Consider the following 20,802-nt stretch of genomic DNA (forward strand, 5'->3'; position numbering starts at 1 on the left):
CCCGCGACTCGGCGGTGCCCGACGATCCATCGATGTGTTGACACTCGTCAGTGCAACGGGCACCGTGGGCAGGCGGTTGCCCGACCGGCGACCAGGGCGCCGGGATACGTGCGCCCCAGTGACGCGAGAGCCGGGTGCCGCGACCGGCACCGGATGCTGAGCCGGGAGCTCGGCGTCGAGCCCGCCCCGCGCCCGCAACGGCGGGCCGCGGCTGGCCACCGATGAGCCGCGGCGCGGCGCGGAAGAGATGGGGACCGGCGCGTGATGTCGATGGTGTGGGCGCAGGTGCGGTTCCGGCGCGGCCGGAACGTCGCGACCCTGCTGGCGGTGGCGATCGCGGTCGCGAGCTTCGCGCTGCTGCTGTCGGCCTCGCGCGGCGCGCAGCTGCGTGCCGAAGGCACGGTCACCAGCAACTTCCGGCCCGCCTATGACCTGCTGGTGCGTGCCGACCCGACGACGGACGCGGCGGGGCGGGTCTCGTTCGACTCGGTGCTGAGCGCGGCCGGCGGGATCACGCTGGAGCAGTGGCGCCGGGTGCGGGGGCTGCCGGGGGTGTCCGTGGCCGCCCCGGTCGCGACCGTCGGGTATGTCATGCGGACCGTCGCGGTGCCCGTGGACGTCACCGGTTACCTGTCCCCGCAGGCCCGGCGGCAGGTCCTCCGGGCCCGCCCCACCTGGACCTGGGACCGCGGCGCGAGCCGCTTCACCGACGGTTCGTCGTACCTGTACGTGACCGGCGACCGGCTGGAGTTCGTCGCCGGCGACCAGATCGGCGACGGCCAGGTCATCGAGGGCGACCAGGCGCCGCGGGCGTCGTCGCTGCAGGAGGTGCGGCCGGACGGCACCCGCGTCGGGGTCTGCGCCGACCTCACGCACGCCGACGGTGACGTGGACCCGCTGCGGCCCGACACCCGGCAGGCGGTGAAATGCTGGTCCCGGGTTTCCGGTTCGACCGGCAACGCGAGCGACCACGCCCAGATCGACGTGCTGGTGTCGGTGCCGATGCTGATGGCGGCGATCGACCCGGAGCAGGAGGCGCGGCTCAACGGCCTCGACGCCGCGCTCGTCTCGGGCTCCTACCTCGGCGCGGCGGCGCCGCACGACGCGGCCATGCCCGTGCTCGTGGCGTCGCAGCCGCTCGTCGAGCAGCAGGCGACGGTGCGGATCGACCGCCTGAGCGCCACGGCCGGCGACGGGGTGGCGGCCGGCATCACGTTCGACAACCTCGTCGACGGCTACGAGGCCGACCCCGGCACGCCGGTCGGCACCGTCACGGTGCGCGGCACCGACGCCTACCCGAAGGTCGTGGAGCAGCTGCAGCACCCGGCGGACGTCACGCGCCCGGGCGCCGCGATCCTCGGCGGCGCGAAGCCGACGACGATCGGGCAGCGGCTGAACGACCAGGTGCGGATCTTCTGGAGCGCCGGGCCCCGGCAGCCTGCGGCGGTCCAGCCGGCCAGGGACTGGTGGGGCCTGTCCCTGAGCGATGACGTGCCGTTCAACCCGCTGCCGCTGGAGCTGGCGGACACGTCGTTGCGTCCCGTCGCCGCGCACCAGTACGTCCCGGCGCCCGGCGAGGCGTTCGCGCCGACCCAGCTGCGGGCGGTCGGCGTCTACGACCCGGCCAAGGTCGACGCCGGCCCACGGCTCGCCGCGATGCCAGCCGACCTGTACCACGATCCGTCGTCGGCCCCGGTCGGCGGCGGCCAGGCCCTGGGACCGACCGCGAACCTCGCCGGACCGGTCGGCGCCCGCCCGCAGCTGCTGACGACCCTGGACGCGATGCCGGCGCTGTGGCGGTCGGGGTACACCAACCTCACCCCGCAGCAGGGCGTGAACGTCGCGGCGCCGATCAGTACCATCCGGGTCCGGCTGGCCGGCGAGATCGGCATGGACGACCTGTCGACGGAGCGGCTGCGCGCCACCGCCGACCGGATCCGGCAGGAGACCGGCCTGCACGTCGACGTCGCCGCCGGTGCCTCGGCCGCCGCGGTCCCGGCCGACCTGGCCGCCGGTGCGCACGGCCGTCCCGCGCTGCGGGTGACGGAGCCCTGGCTGCAGCCCGGCGTCGCCACGCTGGTCGTCGCGGCGATCGACCGCAAGAGCCTGCTGCTGGCGGCGCTGGTCCTCGTCACCTGCGTGCTGGCGGTGACCAACGCGACGAGCGCAGCGGTGCGGGTCCGCGCCACCGAGCTCGGCGTGCTGGCCTGCCTCGGCTGGCCCAGACGCCGGCTGTTCGGCCTGATCCTGGCCGAGTCGGCGGTCGTCGGGCTGGTGGCGGGCGGGGCGGGCACCCTCCTCGCCGCCGTCACCGCACTCCCGCTGTCCGTCCACCTGTTGCCGCGGTACCTCCTGCTGGCGGTGCCTACGGCGCTGGTGCTGACGCTGCTCGCGGCGCTTCCGCCGGCCTGGCGGGCGACCCGCACCGCGCCCGTCACCGCGGTGCGTCCCGCGGTCGCCCGGTTCCAGGCCCGCCGGGTCCCGCCCGGGATCGCGAGCCTGGCCTGGACCAACGTGCTGCGCGCGCCGGGCCGCACGGCGCTCGGCGCGCTCAGCCTCGCGCTCGGCGTGGCGGCGCTGACGCTGCTCGTCGTCGTCACCACGGGCTTCCGCGGTTCGGTGACCGGCACGCTGCTCGGCGACGCGATCACGGTCCAGGTGCGCGCGACGGACTACGTCGCCACCGCGATCACGATCCTGCTGGGCGCCGCCACCGTCGGCGACGTCCTGTACGTCAACATCCGCGAGCGTGCCGCCGAGTTCGCGCTGCTCGGCGCGGTCGGCTGGAGCGACGGCCAGCTCGTGCGCCTCGCCGGGCAGGAGTCCGTCGTCCTCGGCGCGGGCGGCGGGCTGGTCGGCGCGGCCGCCGGGCTCGGCGTGGCCGCGTCCCTCGGCGGCGGTCTGCCCCCGGTCGGCTACGCGGTCGCGGCGGCGGCGGCTCTGGCCGGCCTGCTCGTCACGGCGGCCGCGTCGGCCGTTCCGGTGCGGCTGCTGCTGCGCAACATGCCCACGACCCGCCTGCTGGCCGGGGAGTGAACCGTCAGCCCCGTCGGAGCGGCCGGCACGCGGTCGCGACCCCGTGCCGGGCGATCGGTTGAGCGCCGGGTGACCGGCCTGCTCACGTAGCGCGGAACCGGCCGGATACCTACCTTGCAAGGGCCCTGGCCTTCCCGCCTGGGCCCCGAACGGTCATGGCCGCGTCCGGCGGGATCGAACATTCCGGCCGTGCCCGTGAAGATCATTTTCTGTGCCGTCAATCAGGACATGAGAGGTATGACCGACGAAGGGGAGCCGGATGGGTTCGAAGGTGGCAGTGGAGGGGGACGACGCCGAGGTGCTGGCGCGGTCACGTTCCGATCCGGAAAGCTTCTCGGCGCTGTTCGACCGGTACTTCACGGCACTGCACGGGTACGCGTCGCGGCGGCTCGGCGGCCCGGGCGGCGACGACGTGGCGGCCGAGACGTTCCTCGTCGCGTTCCGGCAGCGGGACCGTTTCGACCCGGAGCGCGGGACGGTTCGTGCCTGGCTGTACGGGATCGCGACGAACCTCATCCGCGAGCACCGGCGGATCGAGGAGCGCGGCTACCGGGCACACACGCGGGTGGCGGCGCAGCCCGCGTACTCCGGCGACGTGGACCGGGCCGACTCCCGGGTGTCGGCGGCAGCGGCCCGGGACGGGCTCGTCGCGGCGCTGGCGGAGCTGCAGCCCGGCGACCGCGACGTGGTGCTGCTCGTCGTCTGGGGCGAGCTGTCGCACGACGAGGTCGCCTCCGCGCTCGGCATTCCGGCGGGCACGGTCGGATCCCGGCTGCATCGCGCCAGGAAGCGGCTGCGCGCCGCCCTGGACAACATCAACCCGATCGAAAGGTGACGGCCGACATGGACGAACTTGAACTGCTTGCCGGCGCGCGGCCGGTGAGCCCGCCGTCGGTGGAGACGGTGCACGAGGCACGGCGCCGGCTGGGCCGCGAGATCTACGCCAGGCCCGCGTCGCGCTGGCGGGTGCGGCTCCTGCTGCCCGTCGCGGCCGGGGTGCTCGCCGTGTCGACCGGGATCGTGGTCGGCACGCACGTCCTGAGCCCGGCCCCTCCCGCTCCGCCCGGCGCCACCGGCCGCCCCGGGCCGACCCGCACCGCGGACACCGGACCGCTGAAGCCGGACAACCGTTCGGCGCAGGAGCTGTTGCTCGTCGCGGCCGAGCAGTCGCTGCACCAGACCGACCCCGGCTCGGGCAGGTACTGGCTGTCCACCTGGGAGGAGGGCCAGCTCATCCAGGTCGGCCGGAAGGGCGCCGAGTACGCCGTCATGGCGCGCCGCTCCAACGGTCAGTGGTACTCGACCAAGGACAGCTTCAGCGTGTTCGAGTCCCGCTGGTCCGGTGCGGAGCCCGCCTCCGACGCGGACAAGGCGGCCTGGAAGAGTGCCGGGTCGCCGCGCAGCTGGCCGAAGGACCAGGGGCCGGGGTGCCCGTCGGACCCGAACGAGAACTACACCCTCGACGCCGCCGAGACCAGCCAGGTCTCCAGGTCCGACGACGGCACGAGGAACACCGGCAACGGCAGGCTCACGCCCACCAAGGAACCGACCCAGTTCCGGGTCCTCGGCGAATACCTGACGGCGGACCAGATCCGTGCGCTGCCGTCCGACCCGGCCGCGCTGAAGCAGTGGCTGATCGGTGTCATCAAGAAGCAGAACCTGCCGCGCAAGACCGACGTGGAGCTCGGCGAGTCGCTCTTCAACGGCGTGCACAACCTGCTGTTCCTCAACCCCATCACGCCGCAGGTCCGCGCCGCCGCGTACCGGGTGCTCGCCGGGATGCCCGGCGTGACGTCGCTCGGCGCGGTGAAGGACGGCGTGGGCCGCAACGGCGTCGCCGTCGCCATCACCAGCAACGACACGGCCGACGAGCAGCGCGCCGACTCGGGCGGGCCCTACGCGGTGAGCATCGTGTTCAGCCCCGACACCGGGGACACGCTCTCGTTCGAGACCCGGGTGCTCAAGCCGGCCGACTACCTGTCGTGGGTGCCGAAGGGCGCGCTGTTCAGCTACCGGGCGGTGACCGACATGCGCTGGACGGACGACGAGCCGCCGGCCGCGACCACGCCGTCCGTGGTCAAGCGCAGTGCGGGGGCCTGCTGACGACCGGACCCGAGCGGGGCGGGCACGCACGTCGTGCCCGCCCCCTTCTCGTCCCTCAGCTGACGTCCGAACGCGGCGGTTCCGGACGGGGCCCACGGAAGGGGTAGCGGCACCCGGCCGTTCAGCCGTTCACCCGAGCGTGCGCGGAAACGCTACCGTCGAATCACACGACGTGACACGGTGCCGGTCCGGGGACAAGGGGTGCAGATGGGTGCGGAATGGCTGGTGCAGGTGGCGGCCGCCGGCGGATCGGCGTTCGCTGGGGCGGCCGCCACCGACGCCTGGCGAACGGCGCGCGATGGTGTGGCGCGCCTGTTCGGGCGGGGCGGACCGGCCCGGCAGGAGGCCGTCGAGGAGTTGGCCGACCGGACCGCGGCCGAGATCCAGAACGCGCCGGCCGATGCCCGCGAACAGGTGCGTGAGCAGTGGGCGCAGACCTGGCAGCAGCAGCTCGCGGCGCTCCTCGACGAGTATCCGGAGATCGGTGACGAGCTCCTGGCCTGGGCCGAGCAGTTGCGGGCGGAGTCGGCTGCGGCACAGGGACCGGCGACGATGACGTTCAGCTCCTACGACAACTCGACGCAGGTCAATGTGCCGAATGGGTCGGTCACCATGCATCTGGGCGAGAACCGCCGTTCGCCGTGACCGGACAGGAACGCGCCTCGTCTCCTGCCAGCCGGGTGTCGAGGGACAACTCCACGCAGATCAACGCCGAGATCGTCAATGTGCACAACGCGTCACCGGCGGACCCGCCGGGCAGATCGGCGCACAGCCCGGCGTGGATGCTCCCGATCCCGCGCCCGGCGCTGGTCGAGCGTGCGCAGGAGGCACAGCGGCTGCTCACGCTCGTCTGCGAGTCGGACCTCGGTCCGGGCGTGCCGATCGGGGTGCACGGCGGCAGCGGTTTCGGCAAGACGAGCCTTGTCATGTGGCTCTGCGCCGAGGAACTGGTCCGGGCGCGGTTCTCCGGTGGTCTGCTCTGGCTGATGCTCGGTGAGCCCGGACCGGCAGGTGTGCTCGCCGGGCAGATCAACGAGCTGATCGAGCAGCTCACGGGATCGAGGCCGACCTTCGGCGACCCTGTCCAGGCCGGCTACCGCCTGGGCGAGGTGCTCGACACTCAGCCCGGCCCCGTGCTGCTGGTGCTGGACGACGTCTACGACCAGCAGCAGCTCCTGCCGTTCCGGATGGGTGGCCGATCATGCCTCCGGCTCGTGACCACCCGCCGGCGGTGGATCGTGCCGCCGGACTCGAGCGTCTGGGTGGACCGGATGAACCGTCGGCAGGCGACGGCGCTGCTCACCGTCGGCGTGGAAGGCGCACCGCCGGAGCTCGTCGAGCGCATTCTCGACGGCACCGGCCACTGGCCGGCGTTGTTGGAGCTGGCGAACCGGGTGGTCGTGCGGCGGATCCGGCACGGCGTCACGGCCGAGACGGCGTTGCGCGACGTGGCGGACCGGCTGGCCACCTCGGAGCCCGACATGTTCGCGCCCGGCGCTTTCGGACCGGACGATGTGAACGATCGAGGCCAGGCGATCGCTTCGGTGCTCCGGGCCGGGCTCGCGTTGTTGACCGAGGCGGACAACGACCGCCTCGAGGAACTCTCGATCTTCCCGGTCGACGTGGACATCCCGATCGCTGTGCTGGAGCTGCTGTGGGCGCAGACCGGTCGCCTGACCCGCGACCGCGTGCAGCTGCTGTGCTACCAGCTCGCCGATCTGTCGCTCGTGCTCTACTACCGCGCCGATCCCGGCACCATCCGCCTGCACCGTGTCGTGCGCTCGTACATCGTCCACGTCACGGCTCCGGACCGGCGTCAGCGGCTGCACGGCCAGCTGCTCGCCGCGGCCGCCGCCACGCTGCCGGCCGGGCAGCCACCCGCGTGGTGGGAGCTGCCGCCGCGCTACGACTACGTCGTCGCGCACCTGGCTGAGCATCTCACTGCCGCCGGGCGGCGGCCCGAGCTGGTCGCGACGGTCACCGACCTGCGATGGGTCCACGTCCGGCTCACCCGGCACGGCGCGACCGCCGTCGAGCGTGACCTTGACCGGGCCGGCACCCCCGCCGCGATCGCGCTCGCCCGCGCTGTGCGCCAGAGTGCCCACCTCTTCACCCCGCTGGCACCGCCGGGATCGCTCGGCGCGGTGCTCGCCAGCCGGCTCGCCCGCCACGCGCAGACCGACGGGTTTGTCGAGAGCCTGCCCAGGCCACGCCTGGCGAACCGCTGGCCGCTCCCGGACCGCCCGCAGGCGGGGCTGGTCAGGACCCTGACCGGACATACCCGTGAGGTGGTCGCAGCGGCGGCCGCGCCGGACGGTGGTTGGCTCGCCACCGCCGGCCAGGACGGCGCCGTTCGCATCTGGAACCCGGTCAGTGGCGAGCTCCGGTGCACACTCGCCCATGCCGCAACCGTGCTGGCGGTCGCGCCGGACGGCGCCTGGCTCGCCACCGCCGACCGCGGTGTACGAATCTGGGACCCGGTGACCGGGAGCCCACTGCATAAGCTCGTTGTCGGCCCGGGTCCGGTGCATGCGCTCGCCGTCGCGCCGGACGGCGCCTGGCTTGCCGCTGCCGGCCAGGACGGCACCACGAGCATCTGGGACACCCGGACCGGCGACTGCCGCCACGTCCTGGCCGGCCACACCGAGCGCGTCGACGCGCTGGCCGCCGCGGCCGACGGCACCTGGCTCGCCACCGCCGGCTACGACCGGACGATCCGGCTCTGGGACCCTGCCACCGGTGCGGCGTTGCGCACACTGACCGGCCACACCCATTGGGTGACCGCACTCGCGACCGCCGCCGACGGCAGTTGGCTCGCCTCGACGGGCCACGACGGCACCGTACGGGTATGGGACCCGACCTCCGGTGCGCTCGAACAGACGCTCACCAGGAACGAGGGACCGGTGGTCTCCCTGGCCGTCGTCCAGGCGGGAGCCGCCATCGCCGCCGGCGGCTGGGACGGGGCGATCCGGATCTGGGACCGGTTCACCGGCGAGTTGCTGCACACGCTGACCGGCCACGGCAGCTGGGTCAGCGCGCTCTGCACGCCGCGTGACGGCGGGTGGCTGGCGAGCGCCGCTCAGGACGGCACGGCCTACATCTGGGATCCCGTCACCGGCGCGCGGCACAACGCTCTCACCGGCCACACCAACTGGATTCGGGCCGTCGCCGCGTCGGCGGACGGAGGCTGGGTCGCCACGGCCGGCCAGGACGGCACCGCGCGCATCTGGGATCCGGCCGCCGTCCCGGACGCTCGCACCCCGGCCCGGCACACGGATGCCGTGACGACGCTGGCGGTCTCGCCGGACGGAGATTGGGTGGCATCGGCGGGACTTGATCGGATGGTCCGGATCTGGCAACCGGCGACCGGTGAGCCGATGCAGTTCACGGACGGGCAACCGGTGCTCGCCCTGGCCGTGGACCCGAACGGCGACTGGCTGGCCGCTGCCGGCCGCAACGGGATGGACCTGTGGAATCCGCGGAAACCCGCGGAACGCCGGACGCTCGCCGGTGGCATCGGCCGGGTCCTTGCGATCGCCGTCGCGCCGGACGGCGGTTGGCTGGCCGCCGGCGACCAGGACGGCACCGTCGTCGTGTGGGACGCCCGCACCGGCAGGGATCCGCGCAGCTTCACCGCGCACCTCGGGCCGGTGGAGGTGCTCGCCGCCGCGCCGGACGGCCGGTGGCTCGCCACCGGTGGCCCGGACCACATCACCAATCTGTGGGACCCCCGCACGGGTGAACACGGTCATGCCCTCGCCACCGGTCGGGTGCGGGCGATCGCCTGGGCACCGCAAGAGCGCTGCCTGGCGGCCGCTGGGCAGCATGTCACCGTCTGGGACACCGATACCGGCGAACGTCGCCACACGCTCATCGCGCACAAGGAGCCGGTCCGGGCGCTGGCCTTCGCGTCCGACGGCTCGTGGCTCGCCACCGGCGGCCAGGACGGGACCGTCCGCATCTGGGACGTCAGCACCGGTGCGTGCAGGCACGCCCTCACCGGCCACACCCACTGGGTCACCGCCCTGGCCACCGGACCGGGCGGGACCTGGCTGGCCAGCACCGGCTACGACGGCACGATCCGGATCTGGGATCCCGTCGCCGGCACACCGATGGCGGCCATCCGCGTCGACAGCCCGCTCGTCGCCTGCGCCTGGCTTCCCGGTGCCACCGTGATCTGCGCCGGGGGCACCGGTGGCGGCGTGTACGCGTTCGACCTGCTGCGCTGATCGTCAGGGTTGATCGTCGAACGGTGCCCAGCCGATCGGTGGTTCGGCGTCGGTGCGGGCGGCCATGGCAACCGTGTACACGGCTCCGGGACGACGTGCAACGTCCTGGAGCGTCTCGGCACGCCAGTATCGGGGGCCGCCGCGGTGCATGGCGATCCGGCCTCGTTCGTCGAGCGACACGACGTAGCGCGTGCGGATGTGGTCCGGCCGGTTGGCGAGGGGGAAGGACCCGATGAGCCGATCAGGTTCGCCGGCTCGTCCACTCCAGTCAGGGAACCGGGCAAGGAGCCGATACGCACCGGTCGCCGATCGCGGCAACGGTGCGGACAGCATGCCCGCGACCGGCGGGCTGTCCGGCTCATCGGTGTCGTGGAACCGCAGCCGCCGTCGCTCCGGGGCGTCCGGGCCGGCTGGCCGGGCCGCGAAGACCACCTGACCGTCGTCCACGATCAGGTCGAACGGCAGGCTGTCCAGATCGACGATGCCGCCCGGGCGGTCGCTGAGAACCGCCGCTGTGCCGGACGGCACGCAGTAGTGCGCATCGCCCTGACAGATGCGCAGGGTGGGCTCGAAGCGATCGTCAACCTCCAGTTGCACCATGACTCCGGTGGACGCCCCCGTGAACCAGATCGCTGGATCCGGACTGAACCCTTCGACCGTGCGGGCGTGGTGCTCAAGGTGGAAGGTGCTCCACTGGACCGACAGCCCCGCGTCGATGGGCCGGTGAACGGCGAACCGCGGCACGAGCGGGACCCAGGCGGATCGGACTCCCACGGTGTCGCCGTCGTCGAGCCGCTCAAGCTCGGTCTGCGCCTTGATGAGGCGTCGTGGAACCTGGCCCGGCAAGAGCTGATCAAGGCTCCAGGGCAGCACCCCGCCGAGCGTCCCGGTTTCCACGATGACCAGGTCGCGGCCGGCTGCGAGCAGGCTCGCCTCGCCCGGCTCCGCCCTGCCGCTCAGCGTCAGCGAGTACGCCCAGCAGGCGCCGATCGCGGCCGCCTGCTTGGCGTACTGATGCTCGACGGTGATGACGGACGGCCGGAGCCGCGCCCGCGCTCCCGCGCGGTCGCGCCCTGTCATCTCGTCGACGACCATGCGCCGCAACAGCGGCATCCTGCTGCCCCGGCCGGACAGCACGACCCGGTCCAGCTGCTCGTCGGAGGCCGCCAGGGTGCTGTCCACCAGCCAGCTGGCGAGGGACGCGGCACGCTGCAGCACCGGCCGCGCCAGGGTGGCGAAGTCGTCGGCCCCGAGCCGGATGCCGGCCGGCGGCAACAGCACGGCGTGTCGCTGCCCCGAGCGCTCATCCAGCGCCGTCAGCAGCGCGAGGACCTCTTCGTGGGGCACGACGTAGTCCGACCGCAGCTCCGATCCCAGCTCGATCTTCGCCACCTCGGCGATGTCCCACAGCGCCTGGAACTCCGGCGTCGACACCTGCCGCGCGTCGACCACCGAGCGGGTCGGCAGTATCCGGTGCAGTGCCTCGGTCAGGTCCGCCGGTAGCCGCTCCGCGCTCGACCGGTCCAGCACGAGCTGGCCCAGCCGGGCGTCACCCGCGTCCGGGATCACCTCCGCGACGAGGGCGCGCAGTCGCGAACGCTGAGGGCCGCTCCCATCGCCGCTGATCATCGCGTCGACGATGACCGCCTTGAGCCAGTAGAACACCCGCAGCGTCAGATCGTCGCCGCCCAGGAACGGATAGCCGGTTGACGCGATGAGCCTCGGCCGGATGACGTAGGCACGTCCGTGCAGGGCGAGGTCCTGCCCCGGGCCGGTCCGCGACTCGTCCGTCACCGTGAGCTGGACGAGCGCCACGTCCGTCGTCCCGGCCCCGACGTCGAGCACCAGCATGTGCTGCTGCCATCGCGGCGGGTGCTCACCGACCCGGCGCGAGCGGCTGATGAACGACTCGACACCGAGGCCGGGGTCCCGGCCGCCGACCTCGCGGAGGAGGACGAAGAGGGCCACGGCCGTTCCTTCGTCGTAGGCCAGTGCGACATCCTCGGCGCCCAGGCAATGCCTGATCAGCGTGGTCAACCGCCGCCTGGCCCTGGGCGGCAGGGTGGTGGGATACGTGATCACCAGGTGGTCGATGCGCGCAGACGGATCCCGTTGGTCCGGGCGGGCGAAGTCCTCCGTGTGCCGCACCAGGTGCAGGTACGCGTGAGCGAGCAGGTCGTCCGTGGATGCCGGCCGGCCGTCCCGCCCGGTCAGCCCGGGCAACAGCCGCGGATTGAGCAGCTCGGTCCGGAGTCTGCGGTAGGTGCCGAAACCACGCCCGCCGAGCTCGATCTCCATCGGCCGGGCGGATGTCACCTTCGCCGCACTCGAAACCTCCGTGTCCACCCTCCCATCGCGGCGAAACTCGACCACGCGAAGGCTGTGGTCCTCGAACGCGGGGACCGCGAACGCGTCGTCATAGCAGGCCATGAGTCGTGGGGCGAACCATCGACGCAGCTCGCCACTCGCGGCGTCGAGCAGTCCCTCGAACGCCACCGACACCGCGTCGCGCAACGAGTCCTCACCCAGATGCCCCGGCGCGGCCCGCGTGCTGAGCGCGCCGGCCAGTGCCGTCGCGTCGCGGACATCGATCCCGGGGACGGTCGCGGCGACCTCGTCGCACACGGCACGGATGGCCGCCACCCATTCCGGACCAAGCTCCCGGGGAGCGTCGGCGCGCAGGAGCTCGGCCAGTCCGAGCCGGAGCGCGGCGGCCTGGCCGCCGTCGATGGCACCGGCCCGCCACGTCCTCGTATCGAAGAGCACCGCCACGGCCGACGAGTTGCCGAGGTCGATGGCGGCGAAGCCGGGAAAGCTCCGGTCCCCCGCCGAGTGGGCACGCAGCGGTGCCGGCAGGGCGAGCCGCCGCGAGTCGAGGTCGCCGATGCGGCTGTCGGCCGGATGCAACGGCGTGCCGGGCGGCGTGAACACCAACTCGACGTCGACCGGTTCGTCCCTCGACAACCCCGACGCGTCGATGAAACCGAACCGCCAGGTGACGACGGCGCGAACTGGCCGGACCCCGACCGCCGCGAAGGCGCGGTCCAGCAGATCGACCGGGATCCGCGCTCCGCGACTGATCTCCTGGCGATCGACCACCCATTCGTAACCGCGGGCGTCGGCGCCCCACGCCTCCCGGACGAGACGGCCGAGGTCGCCGTCCTCGACGTCGGGAAACACCACGGCGCCGATGCGCGTCTCCCGGACAGTCAGCTGGGGCGCGCCGGGAGCCGTCTGCAGCGCCACCTCAGGCAGGACGTAGTGCCCGAATCGCTCATGCAGCTCGAAGCGGAGCGTCCCGACTTTCCTCGTGTGTGGATCCGGAGCGCCGTGCCCCGCGCCGGGCACGGTGAAGACCAGGCTGATCATTGACGCGGCTCCGCCTGACGAATCCAGCGACGTATCCCGGACCAGAGCCGCCCGGGGCCGTCGAGGTCCGGCGACTCCTCCGCGGCCTCGTCCGGATACATCTGCCGGATCTCCTGCGGCCGCAGCACGGAATCGCCGGCCTCGGCCAGCGTTTCGACGAGCGCCCGGTGGAATTCGTCGATCTCGGCGGCCAGGCGATCCGACGCCACGGCCACCGCGGCGTTGGCGAGCTCGCGGCGCAGGCGGAACACGTGGATCTGGTGCCGGTGGAGCCGCTGCTCCCGGTTCCCCGCGGATTCCGGCACGTCGGCATGCCAGGGCAACGCCCGATCACGGACCAACGGAAAGCCCGCGGCGATCGCCGCCGCCTCGTCGCCGTCGACACCCGGGTCCGGATACGGCTGCGCGGCCCAACGCAGATCCAGGATCGCCGCCATGACCAGGTAGCGGTCCTCGGCGTCGTCGGGGTCGCTGCTCAACCGTCGAAGCCCGGCTCGGAGCACGTCGGCGGTGCCGGGTTCGGTGAAGCGCTCGTGAAGCTCGGCGGCTTCGTCGTTGCATTGCCGGATCCACCGCTCGACCGCGGCCGCGAACTGCCGCTTTCCCTCGTGAATGACGACGGCGCAGGTCTCGCGGAACGGGGCCCGGAAGGCCTCCGTCGTGTCGGGCACCACGACCCCCGTGTGCGGCGACCGCCCCGGAAGGCGAAACCTCGTCGACCGCTCGACGGGCCCGGACTTGCGGATGATCCCCTCGTCGGCACGCTGGAGCAGCATCCGCCACACGTCCCACGATGCGACCGTGGCCTGCGTGGATGCCGCCGCGATCGTGATGACCGGGGTATGGTCCGGGCCGCGCACGCGGAACGGATCTTCGAATTCGCGGGCCGCGACGGACAGCCGGCCGACATGCTGGCGGAGGCCGTCCATCAGCCACGCGACCTGCTCCCGGGCCGCACGCGTGACCTCGTCGGCGGTGTGCGGACCGCCGTCCGGGACGAGCTCCGACAACCGCTGCATCGATCCGGCCAGGCGGGCGTGTTGTCGCTGCGCACCACGGAGCTTGAGGTCCAGCCCATGAGCGGTGACGTGACGTCCGACCAGGCGGCGCAGGTGCGCGAAACCGCCGTCGTCGGCGAAGGCGACGAGGGCCGCGGCCAGCGGGGTGACCGGCTCGGTCCGGCCGAGACGCGTGCCGATCTCGTGCCAGGCGGCGACGGTGGCCGGCGCGGCCGCCCGGGCGATCGCGAGCTTGTGCTGCTCTTCACCGTCGAACCTGGCCGGCAGCCGGGACCGGTCGATGGCCACCACCGACGACGTCAGGACGATCCGGTCGTCCTGTCCACGCACGAGGTCGCTCGCGCCCCGGTAGAACTCACCGAACTGCTGCGCGGCCGCACACAGCTCGTCCAGCGTGACCCCATCACCCGGCGGGAGCGCCGGGTGATGGAGCTTGTCGAGCGCGTTGCCAACGGCGATGATCGACTCGCGGAGGTCTTCCCGGCTGCGACCGTGCCGTTCGAGCATCGTGTAGAAGGCGTCCGGCACGCTCGATCCGGCCCGTGCCATGTCATAGACCGTGATGATGGTGTGCACGTCCCGGAGCTCGGTGTGGGAGAGGAACTCGTCCCGCTTCGCCGAGCGGCGCGCGGTCAGCCCGGGGAAGTCGAGGAGCAGGAGTTCGCCGCCGGGCAGCTGCCACAGGTCGGGATCGACGGAGACGCTGTAGCGGACCCTGCGGATCAGTGGAAACGTCTGGCGCAACCGGGCTTCGTCCTGCCCGACGTCGCGTGGTGACAACGGGTCGGCGGTCCGGCGGTCCGGGAAGGCATTGACGATGTCCGGACCGGCACCCAGGTCGAGCGCCGCGCGGACAATGCTCTGCGGTGCGGAGACCCGCGTGCCGAGGAGCTGCCCTCCGAGCAGGTGCCCGTCGCGAACGGCGAGCAGTTCCGTCGCGATCCGCCGGACCTCGATGTTGTCCAGCGGCTCGCCGGCTCCCGGAACGGGCCAGACGTATCGGCGGCACCAGTCCTCGAACCCGGACCAGCCGCCGGCCGCCGACCAGGTCCCGTCGAGTGCCGCGAGCTCCTCCGACCGGTCGACCAGCCGCAGCACCGTCGCCAGTGCGCCGAGCAGGTACTCGACGCATCCGGTCAGCTCGGCCTCGGAGAGATATTCGACGACGACGGTGCCGGCGACGGCGCTCGCCTCGCCGGCAGGACCCGGCCGGAGGTGCAGCGCGGTCACGTTGCCGGTCGCGGCGCGTTGCTCGACCGGCAGCAGGTCGGGACGCCCGAGCAGGGTGCCGATCAGCATCGACTTGCCGACGCTGTATTCGCCGACGACCCCGATGGCGACCGGGTCGCCTGCCTGCCGCAGCAGGTCGATCGCGTCCTGCGTGGCCTGCTGCCGCTCGCGGGGCGCCCAGGTCCGATCGGTGAACTGGTAGGCGCCCAGTATCGACAGTGCCGCGTCGGCGTCCTGGCGGAGTCGCTCGATGGAACCAGGCAACGACGCTCCTCACGGAGGATCCGGCAACGATACCTGCCCAGATGGTGCCGTGACGCGCTGCGTTTCCGCAATCACCGCACCCGCTGATTCCGCCGTCGTCCGTCCGTCCAGAACGGGGGCGGGCACGGCTGCCGGGTGGGGCGCCTCCGTGCCTGAGGGGCGTCCCGCGCGCGGGACGGTGACGATCATTGCCGCCACGTCTGTCCGGGCACGCCGCGGAACTTTCATGGCGGCCTCCCCGCGGAGGCCGCGGGGCCGGCGGCCGGCATCCGGTGGTGTGACGCTCCCATCCGCCCCCGGCGTCCGCCAGGGCCGGGGCTGCAACAAACCTGCAAACGTCTCGGCTTGCCTTGAGGAAAGCGCATTCCTACATTGAAGGTCGTCGACTGCACACCCCGCCCCGTTCGCGACGCCAGGGCCGGCCCGGCGTTTTCCGCACGACCCGTCCATGACCCGGCACCCTTCGTTGCCGGGAAAGCGCTTTCCAATGGGAAGCGCCTGGTGACCGCCAGGCACCATGACATGAAGGTGAGACACGGATGAGACGATCAACTGCCCTGCGGTGGATATCCGGAGGTGCCGTCGCGGTTGCGGGCGCCGCGGTGACGCTGGTGGTGGCGCTGCCCCAGGCCTCGGCCGCCGACGGCCCCAACCTGAGCATCGGCGCCGGCGCCGACGGCTCCAGCAAGGCCAGCGGCACCAGCTACGGCAACGTCAAGGACGGCAACACGAGCACCTACTGGTCGCCGGCCAGCTCGACCGGCTACGTCTCGGTCAAGTGGAGCAGCGCCACGACGGTGAGCAGCGCCGTCATCCGGCAGGCATCCGGCGGCGGCTCGATTGGCGCGTGGCGTCTGCTCAACGGCGACAGCGGTGCCGTCCTCACCAGCGGCAGCGGCAGCCCGAGCACCATCTCCTTCTCCTCGACCTCGCTGAAGAAGCTCACCCTCGACATCACCAGCGCGTCCAGCGCGCCGCGGATCGCGGAGTTCGAGACGTACGCCAGCGGCGGCGGCTCGAACCCGACCCCCACCCCGACGGGTCCCACCGCCACCCCGACGTCGACCGGTGGCACCGGCACCCCGACCACGACGTGGCCGACGTCGAGGGGCAACGTGTCGATCTCCAGCACGCAGAACGTCTCGGGCACCTTCGACGGTGGCATGAAGACCTACTGCTGCATCGGTGACGGCGGGCAGAGCGAGAGCCAGGACCCGATGTTCAAGCTGGCCAACGGCGCCACCCTGCAGAACGTCATCCTCGGCTCCCCGGCCGGCGACGGCGTGCACTGCGAGGGCACCTGCACCCTGCGCAACGTCTGGTGGAACGACATCGGCGAGGACGCCGCCACCTTCAAGGGCACCAGCGGCGGCACCTCGTACGTCATCGGCGGCGGCGCCAGGTCCGGCAGTGACAAGACGTTCCAGCACAACGGCAACGGCACCGTGAACATCAGCGGTTTCTACCTCAAGGGCGCCGGCAAGCTGTACCGCGCCTGCGGCAACTGCACCAACTCCTACCAGCGCCACGTCGTCATCGACAACGTCATCGTCGACGACGTCGACTACGTGGCCGGCATCAACAGCAACTGGGGCGACACCGCCACCATCACCCGCGTCACCGTGTACAACGGCTCGAGCATCCACGTCTGCGCCAAGTACAAGGGCGTCGCCAAGGGCAGCGAGCCGAGCTACCTCGGTGACGGCTGGAACGACGCCAACTGCAAGGTCAAGCAGAGCGACGTCACGTACCGGTAAGCAGCAGCGGGGCGCCCACCGTCAGGTGGGCGCCCCTCCCGGGTCGCTGACGCGTCACTCAGCCGAGCGGGCTGTTGCTCACCGAGTTGATGAACCCGCAGCAGCAGGCGGCCACGGTCCACAGGCAGCCGACGACGACGGCGGCCTGCGCGCACAGCCGCTCGTTGGCGGGCATCCACAGCGAGCGGGTGAGGGCCACCACGGCGACGATGACCCCGACCGGGCCCACGGCGAACGCGAGGGCGAGCGCGACATAACCGAGCGCCGGCGCGTCCGAGGTGGGCGACGGCGGGTGCGGAGCGGGTGGCGGGTACGGACCGGGTGGCGGCGGAACGCTCGTCCCGTACGGCGGCAGGGGCTGCGTCCTGACGTACTGGTGCGGCCGCTGGTAGGGCGGCGGGTACGGCGCGGCACGCGGCTGGGTCGGCGGCGGACCGCCGGCCGGCGCCGCGGTGGACGCCCCCGAAGACTGCCAGGACGACGTCGACGATGCCGAAGGCCGCGACGTCGACGACGTTGGCGTCGACGTTGACGAGGACCGCTTTGACGACGACGTCGACGGCCGTGACGCCGAAGGCCGCGATGACGACGATGACGACGGTGATGACGGCGGCGACGCTGACGGCCGGGACGACGGCGATGGCGTGGTGGGCGTGGTGGAAGTAGCGGGAGGGGCGGGCGTCGCGGGTTTCGGCGTGGCCGGTGGGCTGGTGGACGCGGCGGCCCGTGGGGCGGTGCCCGCCATCCCCGACTGGGCGTAGAGCCGGCCCAGCCGCGTGTCCAGGTCGTCGGCCCGGCCCGCACCGCCCGGCACCCGCTGGGTGGGAGCCGGTGCCGGGGCCGGGGCCGGGGCTGGGGCTGGAGGCGCCGGCGGGCGCAGCAGCCGGTTCGCCTCCAGCGACGTGATCCGGCGCAGCGCCCGCGCCGAGCGGAGCTCGATCTGCGGTGTCAGCTTGCCCCGCTTCGGCTGGTACACGGTGATCATGCCGGTCACCGCGACCCAGGTCCCCTCGAGGTCGGCGACGCTGGTCGCGGCGCGGGCCAGCTGGCGGCTGCCCTGCTCCCAGGCGACCACGGTGAAGTCGCCGCGCCGGTGGTCACCGAAGTTGATGAACGTGATCAGGGTGTTGCGGTCCAGGACCCGGGTCGCGCTGACCTTGCCCACGACCGTGACCGTGTCGCCCTGCCGTTGCAGGAGGCCGGCCCGGTCGTGCGCCGAGATCGCCGCGGGGGCGGTGCCGGTGGCGGTGCCGGCGGCGCGTGGCGCCGGCCGCGCGGGTGGCGGGGTGGCGCCCGACAGCACCGCCGGCATCGTGTCGTAGTCGACGGTGCACGCGGCGGCCAGGAGGGCGCTGCGGGACGCGACCGCGGGAATGCCCGCCAGGCGGGTGAAGAGCCTGGACGCGGCCGGGTCGGCGAAGTCGGCGGCCGAGAAGATCAGGTTTTCCCAGCTGTTGAAGTCGCCGAACAGCGTGGGATCGTGGGTGAGGGCCTCGAGGGAGAGGTCGACGACGTACGCGGCGAAGACGTCGAGGGTGGCGTCGAAGCGGCTGCCGCGGCCGGGGTGCTGATAGTTCGGGTGGCCCTGCTCGGAGGCGCCCAGCCGGTCCAGGGACGGCAGGTACATGCCGTCGTAGTCGATGAACCGCACCGCGTTGCCCGGGCCGACGAGGATGTTGCCGTGCTGCAGGTCGCCGTGCGCGGCGCCGCGTTCCCGCAGCGCCTGGGCGCCGGCGGCGATCTGCCGGCGGATCGCGCCGATCGCGGCGGGTTCGCCGAGGTGATCCTCGAGCCAGTCGTTGAGCCGCGCGCCGGAGACCCAGGGCATCCGCACGATCGGCTGGACCGCGCCGTTGACCCGGATGCCGTCGGGCAGGTACTCCACCGCGACCAGCACGTCCAGACCCGCCGCCTCGACGAACTCGGCGACCCGGGCGTACCGCTCCTGCAGGTGGTCGCTCGGCTTGTGGAAGCAGCGGACGGCGTACCGCCGGCCGTTGACGCCGATGTCGAACGTCAGCGCGAACCCGCCGGACGCGACGACCGGCGAGCCGAGCGGGTTCAGCCGTGGCTGGCCCTGGCGCAGCTCCCGGTCCAGGAACGCGAGCTGCGGCAGCTGCACCGCCTGCTGGTAGTCGACGAGCGCGGGCAGCCTCATGGGTGGACCACGCACAGCGTCGTGTCGTCGTTGCCGAGCAGGCCGCGCCGCCGGTACCCGGCCACCCGCCGGCTGAAGTCCGCCCGCAGCGCCTCGATCGGCGGGGTCCCGCGGTGCGTCTCGTGGCGGGTCAGGATGAACTTCGCCAGGGCGTCGGTGGCGAGCACGAACACGTCACCGGGCCGGTACTCACCGGTCCACAGTGGACACTCCATCGGGCCGTCCTCGGGCCGGGTGCTCAGCGCGGCGGGAAACCGGTTGAACGCGGCGGAGTCGGCGATCGGGGCGGCGAGCAGCAGGTCGGCGCCGCGGAAGTGGAACACGCAGGAGTCGCCGACGGCCGTCACCCGATACGTGCGGGCCGCGGCGTCCAGGGTCAGGCCGGCGAACGTGGCCGCGCCGCCCCGCAGCAGCTTCGCCTGCGCGTACCAGGGCAGGTCCGGAGCCGAGACGGCGGCGAGCCACCGGCCGCGCAGCACCGTCAGCGCGGCGCAGGGCTCCACCGCATCGTGCACGTAGGCGTCGACCAGGATCCGGCTCCACACCTCGGCCCGGGCCGAGGTCGCGGCACCGTCGGCGACCGCGAACCGGCCCCCGGCGGCGTCGACGGCCGCGCTGTCCTCGTTCTCATCCGGGGACCGGCCCAGCTTCACCACGCTGTGCAGCGACGCCCTCAGCCCGCGCCCCGTGACGTCCGGTGGGCTCACCGCATGTCGTCGTCGGTACCGTCGGTGAGCTCGCGCAGGCCGTTCGGCGTGACGGCCCGGGTGCCGATGTCGAGGAACTCGATCATCGTGGTGGCGTCGGCGTTGTAGAGGAACCCGCGGGAGCCCGGCTCGATGTGGTAGCCGAGCGCCGCCGCCGCCTCGGCGAGGTTGCCCGGCAGCACGCTGGACATCTCGAACATGACGTCGGCGTTGCTGGCCGGCAGCCCGGCCGGCGAGCTCGGGAACGAGACGGCCTGCCGCGGACCGGCGGCCAGGTGCACGTTGAACAGCAGCACCGCGCCGTCGGCGGTCTTGACCGAGCGGACCCGGTCGGCGGCCGGTCGCGGGTCGCCGTCGGTGCTCTCGCCGTCGGTGACGTTGATGACGATCGGCGGGAAGCTGGTCTGATGCCGGGCGCACCAGTCGGCGACGACGCGCTCCGCCGTCTCCAGCGCGGCCACCATCGGCGTCCAGCCGTTGCTGACCGGGTCGACCCACACCGGGATCGGCAGGGTCGCCTCGATGATCCCACCGGCGCCGTCGGGGATCTTCCGGGTGACCTGGTCGACCCGTTTCGGGTGCTCCGCGAGTTGACTGATCGGTAACACGATGTGCCCGGCATCGGATCCGTGCAGGGCCGGGCTGACGCCGGTGCCGTATCCGATGACGCCAATCTCGAAGTAGTCGTAGACCCGATTGTCGCCCTTGCTGCACAGCAGCACGGCATTACCGAGCAGGCGATTCACGGCAAGGGCCAGTTGCTCCGCCATGGAGGTCCCGGTGTCGGCCCATGGGCTTCCCATCGAACTGGAATGGTCGATGAGGATCAGCAGGCAGGCCGGGCGCATGCGGTTGATCTCCGCGGAGTACACGTCAATACAGTTACCATCTCCGGTGATCACCCAGCAACCCCGGTATCGCGTCTTGCGT

The 20,802-nt window shown here is 72.6% G+C and carries 11 protein-coding genes; 6 read left to right on the forward strand and 5 right to left on the reverse strand.

Annotated elements, in window-relative coordinates:
• Positions 1–264: 264 nt before the first annotated feature.
• The 5 genes from Dsi01nite_RS50245 (at position 265) to Dsi01nite_RS50265 (ending at position 9,368) form a co-directional block, all read left to right on the forward strand.
• On the forward strand, positions 265–3,036 hold the full coding sequence (locus Dsi01nite_RS50245; protein ID WP_308442148.1) for an FtsX-like permease family protein: 2,772 nt from the start codon (positions 265–267) through the stop codon (positions 3,034–3,036).
• Positions 3,037–3,295: 259 nt separating this feature from the next.
• Positions 3,296–3,871, forward strand: coding sequence for an RNA polymerase sigma factor (locus Dsi01nite_RS50250; protein WP_203853607.1), 576 nt, complete (start codon positions 3,296–3,298; stop codon positions 3,869–3,871).
• Between the two features lie 8 nt (positions 3,872–3,879).
• Positions 3,880–5,139 carry a CU044_5270 family protein gene (locus Dsi01nite_RS50255; protein WP_203853608.1) on the forward strand — a complete coding sequence of 420 codons (1,260 nt, stop codon included), beginning with the start codon at positions 3,880–3,882 and terminating at the stop codon, positions 5,137–5,139.
• A gap of 207 nt (positions 5,140–5,346) precedes the next feature.
• The gene (locus tag Dsi01nite_RS50260; RefSeq protein WP_203853609.1) at positions 5,347–5,784 is read left to right on the forward strand and encodes a hypothetical protein; all 438 of its coding nucleotides are present in this window, start codon (positions 5,347–5,349) and stop codon (positions 5,782–5,784) included.
• Entirely contained in the window at positions 5,781–9,368 is a 3,588-nt protein-coding gene (locus Dsi01nite_RS50265; protein WP_203853610.1) for a WD40 repeat domain-containing protein, read from the forward strand. Before Dsi01nite_RS50260 ends, Dsi01nite_RS50265 begins: the two co-directional genes overlap by 4 nt.
• Before the next feature lie 3 nt (positions 9,369–9,371).
• On the opposite strand, the gene Dsi01nite_RS50270 is transcribed toward Dsi01nite_RS50265, so the two are convergent.
• Entirely contained in the window at positions 9,372–12,737 is a 3,366-nt protein-coding gene (locus Dsi01nite_RS50270) for an acetate and sugar kinases/Hsc70/actin family protein (RefSeq protein ID WP_203853611.1), read from the reverse strand.
• Positions 12,734–15,250 carry a P-loop NTPase family protein gene (locus Dsi01nite_RS50275; RefSeq protein WP_203853612.1) on the reverse strand — a complete coding sequence of 839 codons (2,517 nt, stop codon included), beginning with the start codon at positions 15,248–15,250 and terminating at the stop codon, positions 12,734–12,736. The genes Dsi01nite_RS50270 and Dsi01nite_RS50275 overlap by 4 nt, the downstream gene beginning before the upstream one ends.
• A 539-nt stretch (positions 15,251–15,789) precedes the next feature.
• Between Dsi01nite_RS50275 and Dsi01nite_RS50280 the strand changes: the two genes are divergently transcribed.
• Entirely contained in the window at positions 15,790–17,007 is a 1,218-nt protein-coding gene (locus tag Dsi01nite_RS50280) for a pectate lyase (RefSeq protein WP_203853613.1), read from the forward strand.
• Positions 17,008–17,065: 58 nt separating this feature from the next.
• On the opposite strand, the gene Dsi01nite_RS50285 is transcribed toward Dsi01nite_RS50280, so the two are convergent.
• The 3 genes from Dsi01nite_RS50285 to Dsi01nite_RS50295 are packed head-to-tail and all read right to left on the reverse strand — an operon-like array spanning position 17,066 to position 20,774.
• Positions 17,066–19,165: a protein kinase family protein gene (locus tag Dsi01nite_RS50285; protein ID WP_203853614.1), complete on the reverse strand. Its 2,100-nt coding sequence runs from the start codon at positions 19,163–19,165 to the stop codon at positions 17,066–17,068.
• Positions 19,162–19,872: a hypothetical protein gene (locus Dsi01nite_RS50290; RefSeq protein WP_203853615.1), complete on the reverse strand. Its 711-nt coding sequence runs from the start codon at positions 19,870–19,872 to the stop codon at positions 19,162–19,164. Before Dsi01nite_RS50290 ends, Dsi01nite_RS50285 begins: the two co-directional genes overlap by 4 nt.
• Positions 19,869–20,774, reverse strand: a complete 906-nt coding sequence (locus Dsi01nite_RS50295; protein WP_203853616.1) for a vWA domain-containing protein — start codon at positions 20,772–20,774, stop codon at positions 19,869–19,871. Before Dsi01nite_RS50295 ends, Dsi01nite_RS50290 begins: the two co-directional genes overlap by 4 nt.
• Positions 20,775–20,802: the final 28 nt, after the last annotated feature.

The sequence above is a fragment of the Dactylosporangium siamense genome (genome assembly GCF_016862795.1).
In the GTDB taxonomy this organism is placed as follows: domain Bacteria; phylum Actinomycetota; class Actinomycetes; order Mycobacteriales; family Micromonosporaceae; genus Dactylosporangium; species Dactylosporangium siamense.